Origin of the sequence: Dorea sp. D27 (assembly GCF_001185345.1) — a bacterium.
GTDB lineage: Bacteria > Bacillota > Clostridia > Lachnospirales > Lachnospiraceae > Extibacter.
The window spans coordinates 436,162-452,574 of sequence record NZ_KQ236745.1 but is presented as its reverse complement, the minus strand read 5'-3'; the positions used below and the strand labels follow the sequence as shown (position 1 = coordinate 452,574).

At 50.1% G+C, this 16,413-nt stretch carries 15 protein-coding genes and 1 pseudogene; 5 read left to right on the top strand and 11 right to left on the bottom strand.

The window, feature by feature from the left end; translation table 11 throughout:
• Positions 1-421: 421 nt before the first annotated feature.
• Positions 422-1,642, bottom strand: coding sequence for a transglutaminase domain-containing protein (locus HMPREF0980_RS13305; RefSeq protein ID WP_049729579.1), 1,221 nt, complete (start codon positions 1,640-1,642; stop codon positions 422-424).
• A gap of 128 nt (positions 1,643-1,770) precedes the next feature.
• On the opposite strand from HMPREF0980_RS13305, the gene HMPREF0980_RS13300 reads away from it, so the two are divergent.
• A complete protein-coding gene (locus HMPREF0980_RS13300) occupies positions 1,771-3,036 on the top strand; it encodes a peptidoglycan-binding domain-containing protein (RefSeq protein WP_049729578.1) in 1,266 nt (421 codons plus the stop codon).
• A 922-nt stretch (positions 3,037-3,958) separates the two neighbouring features.
• Here HMPREF0980_RS13300 and rseP read toward each other — a convergent pair.
• The 7 genes and pseudogenes from rseP to HMPREF0980_RS13265 all read right to left on the bottom strand — a co-directional run bounded on the left by rseP (position 3,959) and on the right by HMPREF0980_RS13265 (position 10,415).
• Positions 3,959-4,990: an RIP metalloprotease RseP gene (rseP, locus tag HMPREF0980_RS13295; protein WP_049729577.1), complete on the bottom strand. Its 1,032-nt coding sequence runs from the start codon at positions 4,988-4,990 to the stop codon at positions 3,959-3,961.
• Between the two features lie 10 nt (positions 4,991-5,000).
• On the bottom strand, positions 5,001-6,143 hold the full coding sequence (locus HMPREF0980_RS13290) for a 1-deoxy-D-xylulose-5-phosphate reductoisomerase (RefSeq protein ID WP_049729576.1): 1,143 nt from the start codon (positions 6,141-6,143) through the stop codon (positions 5,001-5,003).
• 21 nt (positions 6,144-6,164) lie between these two features.
• A pseudogene (locus tag HMPREF0980_RS13285) lies at positions 6,165-6,961 on the bottom strand (phosphatidate cytidylyltransferase).
• Positions 6,954-7,670 (bottom strand): isoprenyl transferase, encoded by a 717-nt coding sequence (locus HMPREF0980_RS13280; RefSeq protein ID WP_049729575.1) that lies wholly within the window; start codon positions 7,668-7,670, stop codon positions 6,954-6,956. The pseudogene HMPREF0980_RS13285 and the gene HMPREF0980_RS13280 overlap by 8 nt, the downstream one beginning before the upstream one ends.
• A gap of 72 nt (positions 7,671-7,742) precedes the next feature.
• A complete protein-coding gene (gene frr / locus HMPREF0980_RS13275) occupies positions 7,743-8,294 on the bottom strand; it encodes a ribosome recycling factor (RefSeq protein WP_049729574.1) in 552 nt (183 codons plus the stop codon).
• Between the two features lie 20 nt (positions 8,295-8,314).
• A complete protein-coding gene (pyrH, locus tag HMPREF0980_RS13270) occupies positions 8,315-9,010 on the bottom strand; it encodes a UMP kinase (protein WP_049729573.1) in 696 nt (231 codons plus the stop codon).
• Positions 9,011-9,089: 79 nt separating this feature from the next.
• The gene (locus HMPREF0980_RS13265; protein ID WP_049729687.1) at positions 9,090-10,415 is read right to left on the bottom strand and encodes an MATE family efflux transporter; all 1,326 of its coding nucleotides are present in this window, start codon (positions 10,413-10,415) and stop codon (positions 9,090-9,092) included.
• A gap of 214 nt (positions 10,416-10,629) precedes the next feature.
• Between HMPREF0980_RS13265 and HMPREF0980_RS13260 the strand changes: the two genes are divergently transcribed.
• The 4 genes from HMPREF0980_RS13260 to HMPREF0980_RS13245 are packed head-to-tail and all read left to right on the top strand — an operon-like array spanning position 10,630 to position 14,158.
• Positions 10,630-11,562: a shikimate dehydrogenase family protein gene (locus HMPREF0980_RS13260; RefSeq protein WP_049729572.1), complete on the top strand. Its 933-nt coding sequence runs from the start codon at positions 10,630-10,632 to the stop codon at positions 11,560-11,562.
• Positions 11,563-11,585: 23 nt separating this feature from the next.
• Positions 11,586-12,551, top strand: a complete 966-nt coding sequence (locus HMPREF0980_RS13255) for a phosphotriesterase family protein (RefSeq protein WP_049729571.1) — start codon at positions 11,586-11,588, stop codon at positions 12,549-12,551.
• Positions 12,552-12,573: 22 nt separating this feature from the next.
• Positions 12,574-13,206 (top strand): bifunctional 4-hydroxy-2-oxoglutarate aldolase/2-dehydro-3-deoxy-phosphogluconate aldolase, encoded by a 633-nt coding sequence (gene eda, locus HMPREF0980_RS13250; RefSeq protein WP_049729570.1) that lies wholly within the window; start codon positions 12,574-12,576, stop codon positions 13,204-13,206.
• 4 nt (positions 13,207-13,210) lie between these two features.
• Complete coding sequence (locus tag HMPREF0980_RS13245; protein ID WP_049729569.1) at positions 13,211-14,158, top strand: phosphoglycerate dehydrogenase; 948 nt, start codon at positions 13,211-13,213, stop codon at positions 14,156-14,158.
• A 70-nt stretch (positions 14,159-14,228) separates the two neighbouring features.
• Here HMPREF0980_RS13245 and HMPREF0980_RS13240 read toward each other — a convergent pair whose 3' ends face one another.
• From HMPREF0980_RS13240 to HMPREF0980_RS13235, 3 genes are read right to left on the bottom strand one after another with little or no spacing between them, the layout of a single operon-like run.
• Positions 14,229-14,831: a glucose-6-phosphate isomerase family protein gene (locus tag HMPREF0980_RS13240; RefSeq protein WP_049729568.1), complete on the bottom strand. Its 603-nt coding sequence runs from the start codon at positions 14,829-14,831 to the stop codon at positions 14,229-14,231.
• 35 nt (positions 14,832-14,866) lie between these two features.
• A complete protein-coding gene (locus HMPREF0980_RS18945; RefSeq protein ID WP_157039371.1) occupies positions 14,867-15,007 on the bottom strand; it encodes a hypothetical protein in 141 nt (46 codons plus the stop codon).
• Complete coding sequence (locus tag HMPREF0980_RS13235) at positions 15,004-16,395, bottom strand: xylulokinase (protein WP_049729567.1); 1,392 nt, start codon at positions 16,393-16,395, stop codon at positions 15,004-15,006. Before HMPREF0980_RS13235 ends, HMPREF0980_RS18945 begins: the two co-directional genes overlap by 4 nt.
• Between the last annotated feature and the right edge of the window lie 18 nt (positions 16,396-16,413).

Below are 16,413 nucleotides of genomic sequence, written 5' to 3'. Positions count from 1 at the left end.
CAGCCCTTCGCCGATGTTTGCAACCATCGGTTAATATGGCTTCTGCTGACTTCTCGCCATTCGTTGTTACTCACGAATTTCATACTCTGTTTCCACTCGCTGACGAGACCTCCCTGGGTACCACACGTTTCTTTCACTCCATCTATCTGCCACATTTACTATAGTTGATTCCGAGTAGATATTGGACTTCGATTTGTATCGCAATCTTATCCTCAACCATAGCCTGATGTGATTTCTGTTCGTCAGACCAGAGATTTGCCTCCACCTTCCTTCAGATTCCACCTCACGATGGACACCCTTGGTCTTGGCTGTATCCTTCCCACTACTAGGGCGGATTAGGGACTTTCACCCATTAGAAACGTGCGCCGCCAGGCACACGATAAAATCCCTTACGTTCCAGCGGAACGTAAGGGATTTATTGTTATTCATACTGCCAGTATATCGTAATCTTATTAAGTTCTGTTTCATCCATATACTTATATTTCACTTCTGACAGGCCATACCAGTCTGCCAGGTTCTGTGCAGCCCGTTTTATCTGGCTGCCGAATATGTCTTCACGGGCCTGCTCGTACGAGCGGCTGTCCGCAAATTTAAAGACGACGGGGTTGGCTTTTGCGGCTATCACGTCATTCATTGCGTCAAGCGCCTGCTCTCCGTCATATGAGGTATAGTACATGCCATTGACGACATAGTAGTTGAAATCCATCTTAACACATTCCGGCATCGGTACCTCCGTATCCGGGGTATGTGTCTTTTTCAGCTCCTCATCGTCGCAGCACATATAATCATAGCTGATGTAGGATGGATCAATCTCTCCGCCCTCAGACGCCTGAAACACAGGATCTCCCCATGTAGTGTCCACATAATAGTAGTCCCCCTCACATTTGACGAGATTCCATGCATGGCTCTGCCCTCCTGATGTCGTCCCCGTGACATAAGTGCAGAATACGCCGAGCCGTTCCAGCAGGTACTGCGCGGCCTTCGAGTAGCCTGCACAGACAGACTTTTTATTTACGAATACGCTATATATGTTCTGGTTGTCTTCGGATGCAATTTCGTAATCAACCGTATCTACGATATACTCATACACATACAGAATCTTATCATAATCTGCCGCATTTTCCCCGATACCGGACAGGCAGTCATTGACAGCTTTTTCAATTTCAGCTTTTTTCTGTGCCTTTTCCTCTTCTGTGTAAGAGTATACGGGCTGAAGAACCGTATACGCCTCCTGTCCTTCGTAGGACGTACTTTTTGTCGTGCCGTCACACCAGAATATCTCCGGAAAGTCCTTCAGGACATATTGGAATATTGTGTTCGTCCGGTCTGCATCTGCTGCATGCACATAGATTTCCTCTACATTCAGCCTGACTCCTTGTGCTATCTCTTTGTATGCGGTCCTCTCACTCTCGTCCAGCTGCTGATAGTAGTATTTCTGTGCCAGCTCTTCATCTGTTATGGATATCTCCTGAAACGGAATCTGCTTCGCATTACCAATCCCTTTTGCCACACCTTCCGCCAGCCCTTTTTTAACACCTTTACCCAGGAAACCTCCCAGAGCAGCCAGCACGACGATGCAGACAATTGCGGACAGCCCGATGAACGCACTTAGGCATCCTGATCTTCTCTTCCTTCTTCCCATGCCTGCTCCTTTACTGTTTCATATTATTATATTCAATTCTATATAAATACACAACCTGTAATCTGTTGTAACTTTTACGGTTCTATTCACATAAGATAACAGTAACAGAGTCTCTACGAGGTACTGACATGAATGAAATGAACCCGAATCTGCCTGACACGCCTGATAAAGGACGGCTTAAGATTAGTATCACATCCGAAATTACGGCCTTTCCCGTCAATGACGCTACCATATCGATCTCTTATACGGGTGTTCCCGACAGCCAGCTGGAACAATTGAATACAGATGCCTCAGGCCAGACGGATACTGTCGAGCTGGCTGCTCCTCCTTTGGAATATAGTCTCAATCCAGCTATTGAAGAGCAGCCTTATTCGGAATATACGCTTCAGGTTGAGGCACCTGGTTTTGAACCGATCAGCATTGCCGGCACAGAGATTCTCCCTGATGTCACAGCCCTGCAGAACATACAGATGCGTCCAATTGTCGAGCCTGAAAATGGAGAAAATGTATTTGTTATACCTGCACACACATTATATGGCGTTTATCCGCCCAAAATACCGGAAGAAGAGATAAAGCCGATGGATGAAAGCGGCGAAATCGTACTGAGCCGTGTCGTCGTACCTGAATTTATCGTAGTCCACGATGGAAGTCCGAGAGATTCTACCGCCCAGAACTATTATGTAAAATACAGAGACTATATTAAAAACGTAGCTTCCAGCGAGATATATGCCACATGGCCTGAGGATACGATACGGGCAAATATTCTTGCCATCATGTCATTTACCTTGAACCGGGTGTATACCGAATGGTACCGGAACCAGGGATATGACTTTACCATCACATCTTCTACAGCCTTTGACCACAAATGGATTCCTGAACGGAATTTCTATGATACAATTTCTGTCATTGTGGATGAATTATTCGCCAGCTATCTTTCTCGTCCAAATGTGCGCCAGCCGATACTTACCCAGTACTGTGACGGGCGGCGGGTACAGTGTCCGAACTGGATGACACAGTGGGGGAGCAAAGCGCTCGGCGACCAGGGTTATACTCCTATTGAAATTCTCCGTTATTATTACGGGGATGACATGTACATCAACACGGCGGAAGCTATTTCCGGCATACCTTCTTCCTGGCCCGGATATATACTAGAAGTCGGTGCTTCAGGTGACAAGGTACTCCAGATGCAGGAGCAGCTCAATGTCATAGCCGGTGCTTATCCAGCTATCCCAAAGATAACCGCAGACGGCGTATATGGACCGGCCACTGAGGCCACCGTCCGCAAATTCCAGTCCGTATTCGGCCTGCCCGAGACCGGAACCGTAGATTACAGGACATGGTATAAGATATCCGAGATATACGTAGGAGTCTCAAGAATTGCAGAATTGCAGTAATTGGGGGGTTAGGTAAAGTGGGCGGCGTGCGGGAAGCCGGGTGGCAGATGCTTCGATGCGTACGAGGCTCCGACTATTTCACGTATCCCTAACCCTGCGGAATGCGCGCCGATAGCGGCTTACATCCCGCAGGATAAGGGCTACGGAAAGGATTCTCCGCCTCTCCCGCTTACACCTGCGCATCTCCCACCCGGCTCCCCGCCCGCTATCTACTTCACTTAACAAGGGCGAGGGCGGTTGTGTGACATTACTGGTCAGCGGATGAACGCTGGCTGCGTCAGCTAGATGGAAAATGATAGTAAGCTTAACGTAAACAGCACATACAGTTTAAAACGTTGTATATTATCGTAGTTAAACGTTTGCAGCGAGGCGTGCACGCCGTTGCTGCAAGAAGAGCCGGCACAGATAAATTCCTTCCGGCCGCCAGTAACGTCACACAGCCACCCCCGCCCGTGCCAGTAAAGTAGATAGCCGCTGGGGAGGCAGGGGGCAGATGCGAAGGTATAAGCGGGAGGGACGGAGAATCCTCACCAGATTCCTTGGCCCGTGGGGTGTGAGCCGCTATCGGCGAACATTCCACGGGCTTAGGAATCTGTGTGATAGTCGCAGTTCCCGGACGCATCGGAGCAGATGCCCCCTGCCTCCCCAGCGGCGTCCTAATTTACGTAAACTCACATTTTATTAACAATATCTTCAAATTTTAATCACACATTTCTCACATTTACCTCTTATACTAATAATTGTTCAGAAGAACAAACTTAAAATTCTTTTTCATAACTTTTCCTAAAGGACTGCACCTCCCAAAAAAGCAGTCCTTTTAAAATGCCCTAAACCAATTCTGGTACAAGGCATTTTTCATTTTGGTACACCACAAAACTCAATTAGGGACGTAACCAAATTGAAAATGGTTACGTCCCTAATTTTAAAAAAACACGCGTCTTATATCGTTGTACATGACGAAGACCATCAGCGCCATGAGGAGCATGATGCCTACCAGATGCACGTAGCCTTCTTTTTCTGGTGGTACGCGTTTTCCTCTTATCATCTCTATAAAGAGGAATACGAGCCGCCCTCCGTCCAAAGCCGGCAAGGGGAGCAGATTCATGACTCCCAGGTTGGCGGACAGGAGGATGGATATATTCATCAGCTGGGCCAGTACGATAAGGAATCCATACGACTTGCTCTGCTCGTATGTGCTGTCCACGACGTCCACGATGCCGACGGGACCTGACAGCTGGTTGATGCCGATCTGCCCGGTCACGAGCATCTTCAGGCTTTCCATCGTGGTGCATATCCAGAACTTCACCTCATACATGCCATATTGCAGCGCTGTCCCGATATTGGCCTTCGTATTTGAACCTCCGCCGATTCCGATACGGTAGTAATCCTGCTCTTCGTCCAGCTTCGGGGTCAGCGTGGCCGTCTCCTTCTTTCCGTCATGGAGATAGGTTACTTCAACTTTCTCTCCCTGATGGAACTGATTGTAAAAATTAATCTCGCGGAATATGTTAATCTTCTTTCCACCCATCTTCACAATCGTATCGCCAGGTTCGATTCCGGCTTCCTGAGCAGGAAATCCGCTGTCGACACTCTGGACCACGGGTTTGTCATATCCTACCATACCAATTAGGATGACAGCAAACACGAAGGCCAGTATAAAGTTGAATATAGGCCCTGCCGCTATGACAGAAATTCTCGCCCATACAGGTTTGTTGTTAAAATTGTCAGGTGAATCCGTGGCCTCCTCATCTTCTCCCATCATACAAGAACCGCCCAGCGGAAACAGCTTTATACAATATCTCGTTCCTTTAAACTCTTTTGATAACAGTGTAGGCCCCATTCCGATGGAGAATTCTTCCACATCGATGCCGTTTTTCTTCGCCAGGGTGAAATGCCCGAGCTCGTGGAAAAATACAATGAAGCTGAAAATGATAATTGCAAATATGATACCCAAAACTTATGTCTTACCTCCTGCTTTCAATCCGCTCATAAGTTGCCTTCTCCGTGTCCAGTATCTGCTCAAGGGTCGGGTCATCCATATTCTTATGGGCTTTCATACAATCTTCTATAATCTCTATAATCTCCAGATACTTGATCTCCCGGTTCAGGAACTGCTTCACCGCCAGCTCATTTGCCGCATTGAACACGGTCGGAAGGGTTCCCCCCGCCCGTCCCGCGTCATAGGCCAGCTTCAGCCCATAGAAAGTATCCATATCCGGCTTCTCAAAATCCAGCCTGCCAAGGCTCCAGAAATCAAGCCGTTCCCCCGGCAGATTTCTCCGTTCTGGATAGTACAGCGCATACTGTATCGGAAGCTTCATGTCCGGAGTCCCAAGCTCTGCCATGATGGCACCATCCACATATTCTACCATGGAATGGATAATGCTCTGCGGCTGGACGACGACCTGTACCCGGTCCACATCTACGCCGAACAGCCACTTCGCTTCTATAACTTCCAGCCCTTTGTTGACCATGGTGGAGGAATCTATCGTAATCTTCTGCCCCATGCTCCAGTTCGGATGCCTCAATGCATCTTCCACCCGTATATTCAGCAGATCCTCTTCCCTCTTTCCCCGGAAAGGACCGCCGGAAGCCGTCAGCAGTATCTTGCTGACCGCCTTCGTCTCATTTCCTCTGAGCGACTGGAATATTGCGCTGTGCTCGCTGTCAACCGGAAGAATCGATACATGGCGCTCCTTTGCAAGCGGCATAATAATATGGCCTGCGGTCACAAGCGTCTCTTTATTGGCAAGGGCAATATCCTTTCCGGCCTTGATTGCTTCCACCGTGGGACGTATCCCTATCATGCCGACAATCGCTGTCACTAGTATCTCCACATCGCACATGGTTGATACTTCAATCAGTCCCTCCATTCCGGACGCTACCCTGATATCCGTATCCTGGAGCTTAACGCGCAGCTCTTTCGCCTTCTCTTCTGTCCAGACAGATATAAGCCGCGGCTCAAACTCTCTCGCCTGCTTTTCAAGAAGTTCCACATTCCCGCCTGCCGCCAGGCCAAGAACCTCTATATCCCTGTTTTCTCTTACGACTTCCAGCGTCTGTGTTCCAATCGAACCGGTACAACCCAATATGGCAATTTTCTTCATAGGATACCTCTCTCATTTATATTATGCAAGAAATGTTGCAAGATAGTATATAATCGGTGCTGTAAATATGACACTGTCGAACCGGTCCAGAATTCCCCCATGGCCCGGAATCAGATTCCCATAATCCTTGATATCATGGTTTCTCTTTATGGCAGATGCCGCCAGGTCGCCAACCTGCGATATGGCTCCGCCTGCACCACATATTACACCATAATAGAGAGGACTGACGGACATCCCCGCCCAGGCATTCACACCGAGCGCCAGCAGCACGCCGAGCAGCGCCGCGCCAACGATGCCGCCGATGCCCCCTTCTACAGATTTCTTCGGACTGAGCTTCGGTGCCATCTTATGCTTACCAATAAGCATGCCGACACAATAAGCACATGTATCACACCCCCAGGAACTCAAGAATATGAGGCATACGAGCACCGCACCGTCTTCCAGCATCCTCGTCTGATAGATATAAGACAGCATCACAGCGACATAAAAAAACCGAAAAATGTGGTTGTCACCTGCTCCGCCCTGTACGCGGGGAAGGAAAATACGTACACGGCCATGACAAGCACGAGGAACAAAATAGAAAGCATGGTCATGTAGCTGAGATTATCCGTAAAGAGAAGGACATAATATAAGGCCGCAGCAAGATAACCGGATGCTCCAAGCCATCTGTTGTGCACATCTGCCACGTTGTACAGCTCTTTCAAACCTATCAGGCTGATGGCCGCCAGAAACAATACGAGCACATTTCCGCCATATCCGACTACGGCAGCCAGCACGATTACCAGAACGATACCGCTTAACAGTCTTGTCTTAAACATCTTGTTCCTCCTTCACTCCTCCGTAACGTCTGTCTCTAGCATTATATTGCGCGACAGCTTTTACCAATTCCTCTTTTGTAAAGTCCGGCCATAATACATCTGTAAAATAAAACTCCGTGTAAGCCAGCTGCCAGAGCAGATAATTGGATAGCCTCTGCTCCCCGCTCGTGCGGATAAGCAGGTCAGGATCCGGAATACCATGTGTGTCAAGATAACGCCCGAACAACGTCTCGTCAATCTCCTCCGGCCTGATTCTGCCTGAGACACAATCCCCCGCCAGTCTTCTGGCCGCCCTTACCATCTCATCCCTGCTTCCGTAATTGATGGCAATCTGAAAGTTGAGGCCCTTGTTATCCTTCGTCGCTTCGATAAGCTCCGTTATGCGCCCCCGTATATCATCGTCAAGGCGGCTGAGATCCCCGATTACCCTAATCTTCATATCATTTTTAGCCGCTGTCTTAAGGCAGGTCTTCATGTAATTCCGAAGCAGCTTCATAAGTGCGTCTACCTCATCCTGCGGACGGTTCCAGTTCTCTGTGGAAAATGCATACACCGTCAGATATTTGATACCCATGCGGTATGCTTCCTCGCAGATCCGCTCCACATTCTTGCTTCCCTGCGCATGCCCGTAATTGCGCGGCATCCCCTTTGCTTTCGCCCAACGTCCGTTTCCATCCAGAATGATGGCAACATGCTGTGGTACCTTCATGAACCAATTCTCCTCTCGTATACGAAAGACAGGTACCGTTCCTGAAAAACCGGTACCCGTCTCCACTTGCTATTAAACAGTCATCACTTCTTTCGACTTCGCTTCCACTGCCTTGTCCACTTCTTTTATAAACTTATCCGTAAGTTTCTGAAGTTCATCTTCCAGATCTTTAATCTCATCTTCTGAGACTTCGGATCCCTTCAGCTTCTTCAGTGAATCATTACCGTCACGTCTGATATTGCGGATGGCTACCTTCGCGTTCTCGCCCTTTTTCTTGACGTCCTTAGCCAGTTCCTTTCTGCGCTCCTCTGTAAGCTCCGGGAACGCAAGACGGATTGCAGAACCGTCATTAGTTGGGTTGATGCCAAGGTCGGATGTCATAATCGCTTTCTCAATCTCCTTCACCATGCTCTTCTCCCACGGCTGGATATGAATCATGCGCGCCTCTGGAACCGATACATTTGCCACCTGCTGGATTGGCGTCGGTGTACCGTAATAATTGACCGTAATCTTATTCAGCACGTTCGGATTGGCACGGCCGGCACGGATTGCCGCCAGTTCCCCATCGAGGCTTGCAATTGTCTTGTTCATCTTTTCTTCATATACTTTCAACTTTTCATCCATAATATACTTTCCTCCTTATATTAAACCGTTACTTTCGTACCTGCAAACGTCCCTGACATCGTCTCCACGATGCTGTTCTTTTCGTTCAGCCCGAACACAAGCATCGGCATCTTATATTCCAGACACATGATAGACGCTGTCAAATCCACTGCCAGAAGCTTCTTGTCAATAATTTCCTGGATAGATATCACATCATATTTCTTTGCCGCGGGATTCACCTTCGGGTCACTGTCATAGATGCCGTCTATCGCTTTCGCGAGAAGCATCGCATCCGCTTCTATCTCAATCGCCCTGAGCACGGCCCCTGTATCGGTAGAAAAATAAGGATGGCCGGTCCCGCCTGCAAAGAAGATGACCTTACCTTCTTCCAGTGCCTCTAACGCCGCATCTTTTGAAAATAAAGTAGTGAACGCACCGCACACAAATGGGGTGAACACTTCGGTATCCATGCCTGCATAGCGGAAAATATCTGACACATAGATGCAGTTCATCACCGTTGCCAGCATCCCTATCTGGTCCGCCTTCACCCGGTCTATCGTCTCGCTTGTCCTCCCACGCCAGAAATTGCCGCCACCGGTCACGACTGCAACCTGAACGCCGTCATCGACAAGCTGCTTCACCTGACGCGCCACACCCATGCACGTCGCCTCGTCGAACCCGGTCTTTTTATCTCCCGCAAGGGCTTCTCCGCTGAGTTTTAACAATACTCTCTTCATAGGTCTTGCTCCTTATTCTGTTATCATATTCATGCCTTCGCATACTTGTTTTAAGTATAACACAGGTTTTTGAAAAATGCTATATCTTACGTTTCATTATGAAGAAATACATGCTCACTAAAAGCGCTCCCGCCAGAAGCCACGCCGCAGGGCTGGCAAGGCAGATTCCGGCATAGCTGCCAAAATGCGACGCCGTTAGCGCAGCCCCGCTTCTGCCGATAAGCTCGGCCACACCTGCCAGCATCGGCAGCAGGCCAAAGCCCATTCCCTGGATACCGTTACGGAATACGTTCACGAACACGAGCGGAATAAATGAAAGCCCCACGCATTTCAGATAGATATCCACATACGCTGTTATTTCATTTACATTCTCCGACACGAACAGGACGGTCATATATTTGCCTGCAAATATGATTACAGCGCCAGTTATAGCAGCATAGACGATGCCGATCCAAGTTGCCGAACAAAAGCCGGCCTTCACGCGCGCCAGCTTCTTTGCACCCGTATTCTGAGCGCAGTATGTTGCCATCGTCGTTCCGATTGCCACGTACGCCTGGGTGACAATCTGTTCGATTTTGCTGGCTGCCGCGAATCCGGCCACGGCTACTGACCCAAGAACGTTCAGCGCGGACTGCACGACAATCGTTCCGACCGCGGTTATCGAAAACTGCAGCGCCATAGGAATCCCGATTTTAAGCTGCCATTTTGCAAGGCTTTTGTCCATCTTCCAGTCTTCCCGGTGCGGGTGCAGTTCCGGCATCTTCTTTATGATATAGGCAAGACAGAGAACGCCCGATACCCCCTGAGAGATTACCGTAGCGTACGCTGCTCCTGCAGCTCCCATCTGAAATACGATGATAAACAACAGGTCTAGGAAAATATTTAAAAAAGCTGCCAGTATGAGGAAATAAAGAGGCCTCTTGCTGTCTCCCACAGCCCTGAGTATGCCCGCAAGCAGATTATAGAGCACCTGTGCCGCTATACCTCCGCAGATGACCATGATATATCCGTACGCTTCTTTGTACATGTCAGAAGGCGTGTTCATCCAGTTCAGGACGTGTTTCATCATCGCCATGCTTAAAATGGTAATCAGGACGGAGACCACCGCTGAGAGGATCGATGCGGATGCCACGGACTTACGGACCGCCTCCATGTTCCCGGCTCCGTAGTGCTGGGCCGTAATTACGGTAAATCCTGCAGTGAGGCCGAGAAGAAATCCCAGTATGAGGAACATGAGCGTACCACAGGCTCCCACGGCAGCCAGTGCCTCATTGCCCACAAACTTTCCTACTATGACAGTATCCACCATACTGTAAAGCTGCTGAAAGATGTTTCCGATGAATATAGGTATTGTAAAGTTCAGTATAATCTTAGCAGGACTCCCCACTGTCATGTCTCTTTCCATCATTCTCCGCCTTCCTCTTTGCGCAAACTTCAAACATTATATAAAATATGACTCTTGTTTTCAATATCCTATCTGACGAAAATAACCGTTCTGTGCTGCGGTATATCGTCATTTCTTCCTCACACGCGTCGCCGTTTTCCATTGACATCCTTATCTCATTATGTTATAACATAATTATATTATTACTTTATTTTTTAGGAAAGGATGAGAATATATGAACAATTATGTAAAAGCCGACACCCCCACTTTCTACTTTATAGGAGTTACCACATCATCATCTTCGATTATGAAGGTTTTTCCTAAATGGGCGGAAGAACTGGGTCTTGACGCCTGTATCAAAGGATTTGATTTTGCCCCCCACTCCCCGGCCGAAGCTTACAGAGAAGTTGTCAACTTTATCAAGAATGACCCCAACTCTCTCGGCGCACTCGTAACCACCCATAAAATCGATCTCTACAACGCATGCAGAGACCAGTTCGACTATCTGGATCCATACGCCCAAAAGCTTGGCGAGATCTCTTCCATCAGCAAAAAGGGCAAAGCGCTGTGCGGACATGCAAAGGACCCCATCTCCAGCGGACTCGCACTGGAACATTTCGTCCCTTTGCATTACTGGGCAGACTATGACGGCGACGTGCTTCTATTGGGGGCAGGCGGCTCCTCTCTTGCCATGTCTCTCTATTTCAGCCAGGACAGATTCGGCAGCAACGTTCCGAAGCATATCATACTTGCAAACAGAAGCATCCCCCGCCTTGAGGCTGCCAGGGACATACTGGACGGTTTAAATCCAATGGTTCAGTTTGACTTTGTACATAACCCGACGCCTGCTGATAACGACCGGACGCTTGCCTCCCTGAAACCCCACTCCCTCATCGTCAATGCCACCGGACTTGGAAAGGATGGCCCGGGCTCCCCCCTCACCGACGCGTGCCGCTTTCCGGAAGACAGTCTCGTGTGGGAGATTAATTACCGCGGTGAGCTCCTGTTCAAAAAACAGGCGGAAAAGCAGGCCGCCAGCAGGCGGCTGCATGTGGAAGATGGCTGGATATATTTTATTCATGGATGGACGCAGGTCATCTCTGAAGTCTTCCATCTACCAATCGATACGGCACTTATCAACAAGTTAAGTGATATCGCGCGCTCCTAGACGCCGGGGACAGGGAGTTTACCATGCCGTATATACAGACTGTCACCGGGCAGATACCGCCGGACACGCTCGGCTTCTGCCACTGCCACGAACATCTGATGATAAGGAAGGGACAATCCTATCTTGTGAACGAAGCGCTCTGCATCGACAGCTATGACAAGACACGGGCGGAACTTGAACTTTTCCGGAAATCCGGAGGGGCTGCCATCGTGGACGCACAGCCAGCAGGGTGCAGCCGTGATGCAGAAGCGCTCTGCCGGCTTGGGCATGAGACAGGAATTCAGATTATCGCTTCCACAGGATTCCACAAGATGGCCTTCTACCCACAGGAGCACTGGATCTTTGATATGAGCGAAGTGTCGCTGGCAGCCCTTTTTGTGCGTGAGCTTACCGAAGGAATGTATACCGACGGCGATTACAGACTGCCTGTCCACTCCATGCGTGCCAGGGCCGGCATCCTCAAATGCGCGTACGATATATGTGGGCTGACGTCACAGTATAAGAAGCTGTTCGATGCGGCCATCTGCGCCGCCGTCCATACTGGAGCCCCGCTCATGGTACATATCGAACAGGGTGCGCTGCCTCTTGAGCTCGTCTCTTATCTGGACAAGAAAAAGATGCCTCTCAACCGGGTCATATTCTGTCACATGGACCGGGCCGTGCAGAATCTGTCTGTCCACAAAGAGGTATGCCGGCAAGGCATCTTTCTCGAATACGATACGATCGGCCGATTGAAATATCACAGCGACAAAAGGGAGGCTGAGATTTTTGCAGCGATGCTATCTGCAGGCTATGAGAACCAGCTTCTCTTCTCACTGGACACGACGAGGGAAAGGCTTAAGTGCTATACGCCGGAAGGAATCGGCCTCACTTACATCCTTGAGTCTTTCATCCCCCTTCTCACAGATGCCGGTATAACAGAAGAACAGATAAGAAAGATATCCTGTGCGAACTGCAGGAGAATCCTTACAATAAACAATGTCATCTGACTGATAGAAAGGAGCATTTTATATGAATACACTGGAACAGATCAGACAGTACAGGCTTGTACCTGTCATAAAATTAGACGAAGCTTCCAACGCGGCGCCCCTGGCGGAAGCACTCTGTGAGGGCGGGCTTCCTGTAGCGGAAGTCACCTTCCGGACCGATGCTGCCAGAGAATCCATCGAAATCATGGCTAGACGGTATCCGAACATGCTTATAGGGGCAGGCAGCCTCACGAACAGCGAACAGGCGAGACAGGCAGTTGACGCCGGCGCACGCTTTCTCGTATCTGCCGGCTTTTCCCGGCAGGTGACGGAATACGCGTTGGACAACGGTATTCCTGTGCTGCCTGGAATCTGTACGCCTACAGAGCTAATGCTGCTTGTAGAATATGGGCTTTCTGCTGCCAAATTCTTTCCCGCCGAACAGTTCGGCGGGCTCAAAACTATCCAGGCGTTATCCGCGCCATTCCCAGGTATGCGCTTCATGCCTACCGGCGGAATCAGCCCGAAGAACGTAGCTGACTATCTATCCTTTCCCAAGATCATCGCCTGCGGCGGAAGCTGGATGGTAAAGGACTCCCTGATCAGGAACAATGCATTCGGCAAAATAAGGGCTCTGACAGAAGAAGCGGCAGCCCTCGTACAGAAGGAGGCGTAAGGATATGAAGATACTAGTCACTCCAACCTCTCTAAAACCCGATAAGAACTCATCTGCCTTAGAACGGCTCGGCAGCTTCTGCAGCGACCTCATCTTCAATCCTTCAGAAAAACCTCTGTCCAGTGAGGAACTGCTGCCTCTTCTGAAAGACTGCGACGGGTATCTGGCCGGCCTTGACCAGGTGACAGGACCGGTCCTGAAGCGCTGTCCGCGGCTTAGGGCAATCTCCAGATATGGAGCAGGCTACGACCGCGTAGACATTCAGACGGCCCGGGCACTTGGCATCAAGGTGGCCAACACGCCAGGTGCCAACGCGCAGGCGGTTGCAGAACTGTCCTTCGCACTCCTTCTGGCGCTGGCAAGGAAGATTCCCTATCTTCACAATGAGACGGCCAGCGGAAACTGGGTACGATCCACCGGTACACAGCTGCATCATAAGACGCTCGGTATCGTAGGCCTTGGCGCCATCGGGCGGAAAGTCGCCCTCTGTTCTGCCGGCTTTTCCATGAAGGTGCTCGCTTATGACCCTTACGTACCGGAGCATTACTGCATTGAACATGGAATTATTCCCGCAGATCTGGATACACTGCTTGCCAAAGCCGATTTTATCACCCTGCATCTGCCGCTGAACGATGATACGTACCACCTGATCAATGACAAGTCAATTGCCCTCATGAAGCCAGGCTCCATATTGGTGAACGCATCCCGCGGAGGGATCATCGATGAGGAAGCGGCTTTTCGCGCGCTTTCGGACGGAAGGCTCGGAGGGCTCGGCCTGGACGCCTTTGAACATGAGCCTCCCGGTCAGAACCTCCTGTTTACTCTGCCGAACGTCATAGCCACCCCGCATGCAGGAGCCCATACGCGCGAAGCGGCCGAGGCGATGGCCGGCATGGCGGTAGACAATCTCATCACTATGCTCAAAGGTGAGGACTGCCCTTTTCTCCTATAGAAATGCTGCCGCTCGTACCAGTTAGAATAACCCGCCCGGAGAATTCTCCGGGCGGGTTATTTGCGATAAGCTACCACTTTGGATTATCAGCTATTGCGGGCCTTCCATCCTTTTCGACCAGCAGCTTCCGGTATCCCTTCGTCTCAATCGTCCCGTAATCGTGGCCGGCGTCGGCACGGAATACGAAGAAGGTGAGAAGCGGCTCTTTTGTGTCTACATTGACGCTTCTGTGCGCATAGCGTTTCGGTACATAGAGCGCTTTTCCAGGCGTGAGCTCGTGTGCGAGCCAATCCCCTTCCGGGCTCTCCATCAGCATATATCCATGACCGCCAAGGCAATAATATACCTCTGCCGTGTCAAGTATCGTATGGAAATGTCCCTTCGTCATATAGTATTCATCTCCCACCTTGCCCGGGTATGTAATGCTGCAGCCAAAGGCCAGGTCTCCTGGATGTTCCGGTACTCCCATCTCATGAAATTCATATACGAGCGCGTCCCCCTCTTCCTGAAGCTTCTTCTCATAGGCCGCATCGTCAGAGAACATTCCTTTCATCTGGCTCAGATAACGTCTGGACGTCTCCTTCCTCTTAGACATTCCTGTTTTCATATCCAAATCAATCGTATAACCTCTGATGTAATCAAAGGTCTGCTTATCTACATTAAAATCAGCCATCCTTTTTCTCCTTCTGCTTCTCATTATTATCTTTCTTAAAGCATCTTCTCCTGCACTCTTGCCATATGCCGGAACGGTGTCTGTAGCGTATCATGCAGTTCGGAAAATACGTCTTTCATCTCCCTGTAAACGTGGAAATTATCTCTGTTCGGTTCATATACCTTTTTGACCTTCACGACCGCGTCGCCCCTTCTACCAGATCGCCTATGATGCCGACCGCATATGCGGCCATAAGGGACACGCCGAGTACGCCGCCTTCATCAGCCTGAAGGGTATAGATCGGCTTCTCATATATGTCTGCTTTTATCTGGTTCCACAAATCGCCCTTTGCACCACCTCCACTGTGATATACAGCGTCAATGGAATTGCCGCTGCCTTCAAATACGTCCAGCGTACGTTTGAATTCCAGCGCCACGCCTTCCAGCAGCGCCCGGATAAAATGTCCGATTTCCTTGTCCATCGACATTCCGATATAGCAGCCTCTGGAATCCGCACTTCCCATCGTGCGCTCTCCCATGAGATACGGAAGAAAATATAGCCCTGAAGAGCCTGCAGGTATCTTCTCTGCCAGAGCACACAGGTACGCATAGTCATCGATTCCTCTGCCGCGCGCCTCATCCCGTTCTTTCTTGCATAGATTGTCGCGCAGAAAGCGGAAGGATACACCGGCTGCGTCAATATTGCCAAACGGCACCCATCCATCCAGCACATGCCTCAGATTCATAATCCTGCGGTCCATGACAGGAAGCTCCGTATAGCCGCATATGATGCCGCCTGTTCCGGTGATGTCCACAACCGTGCCTTTTTTATGCATACCGGATACGTAGAGCATACTGAGCATGTCTCCTCCTCCGGTGATGACGGCCGTCTTCGTGCTCAGGCCGGTCTCCGACGCCGCCTGCTCCGATACGGTACCGACGATGTCGTAGGCCTTCTGGATGTGGGGAAGCTTCTCCTTGCCGATGTCAAGGACATCAAGCAGCCGGTCGGACCATTCTCCGGTATTCTGATCCATTGCAAACACACCTGCCGCCTCCGAGTAATCCGTACACGCCGCCCCTGTCATCTTAAAATTGATAAAATCTTTTGGCGTCAGGAACTTGTCCGCCTTGTCATATACGTCCGGATCATTTTCTTTCAGCCATTTGATTTTAATTCCATGCCAAGATGATGTCGGCATATTGGCGGAGATATGATACAGCTCGTCTGTCATCTCCTCCGCTATCTGATCCGCCAGATATCCGCCTCTTTTGTCGCTGTACAGCTGGATATCATCCTGGACGACACTGCCGTCCAGCCGGACCGGCACGGCTCCGTGCATATGGGCGCAGCAGCCGAAGGCAGCCACCTGGGCTCCGGATATGCCTGTGTTCAGGAGCAGCTCCCGGATGCTTTCCGTCAGGAGGCTCCACCAGGAAGACGCCCGCTGCGTCATCCACATCGGTCTCGGCGTGTCTACATACTGTTCCTTTGACACTGCACCGGCAAGCTTCAGCTCCTCGTCATACAGATGGACTTTGATTGACTGGGTACCGATATCGGCCCCGATAATATATCTTTTCATACAATACACCTCCACTCG

Bases quoted from the DNA above. Each gene is read 5' to 3' on its own strand.
- HMPREF0980_RS13305 (WP_049729579.1), bottom strand. From the start codon at position 1,642: ATGGGAAGAAGGAAGAGAAGATCAGGATGCCTAAGTGCGTTCATCGGG.
- HMPREF0980_RS13300 (WP_049729578.1), top strand. From the start codon at position 1,771: ATGAATGAAATGAACCCGAATCTGCCTGACACGCCTGATAAAGGACGG.
- HMPREF0980_RS13290 (WP_049729576.1), bottom strand. From the start codon at position 6,143: ATGAAGAAAATTGCCATATTGGGTTGTACCGGTTCGATTGGAACACAG.
- HMPREF0980_RS13280 (WP_049729575.1), bottom strand. From the start codon at position 7,670: ATGAAGGTACCACAGCATGTTGCCATCATTCTGGATGGAAACGGACGT.
- frr (WP_049729574.1), bottom strand. From the start codon at position 8,294: ATGGATGAAAAGTTGAAAGTATATGAAGAAAAGATGAACAAGACAATT.
- pyrH (WP_049729573.1), bottom strand. From the start codon at position 9,010: ATGAAGAGAGTATTGTTAAAACTCAGCGGAGAAGCCCTTGCGGGAGAT.
- HMPREF0980_RS13265 (WP_049729687.1), bottom strand. From the start codon at position 10,415: ATGGAAAGAGACATGACAGTGGGGAGTCCTGCTAAGATTATACTGAAC.
- HMPREF0980_RS13260 (WP_049729572.1), top strand. From the start codon at position 10,630: ATGAACAATTATGTAAAAGCCGACACCCCCACTTTCTACTTTATAGGA.
- HMPREF0980_RS13255 (WP_049729571.1), top strand. From the start codon at position 11,586: ATGCCGTATATACAGACTGTCACCGGGCAGATACCGCCGGACACGCTC.
- eda (WP_049729570.1), top strand. From the start codon at position 12,574: ATGAATACACTGGAACAGATCAGACAGTACAGGCTTGTACCTGTCATA.
- HMPREF0980_RS13245 (WP_049729569.1), top strand. From the start codon at position 13,211: ATGAAGATACTAGTCACTCCAACCTCTCTAAAACCCGATAAGAACTCA.
- HMPREF0980_RS13240 (WP_049729568.1), bottom strand. From the start codon at position 14,831: ATGGCTGATTTTAATGTAGATAAGCAGACCTTTGATTACATCAGAGGT.
- HMPREF0980_RS13235 (WP_049729567.1), bottom strand. From the start codon at position 16,395: ATGAAAAGATATATTATCGGGGCCGATATCGGTACCCAGTCAATCAAA.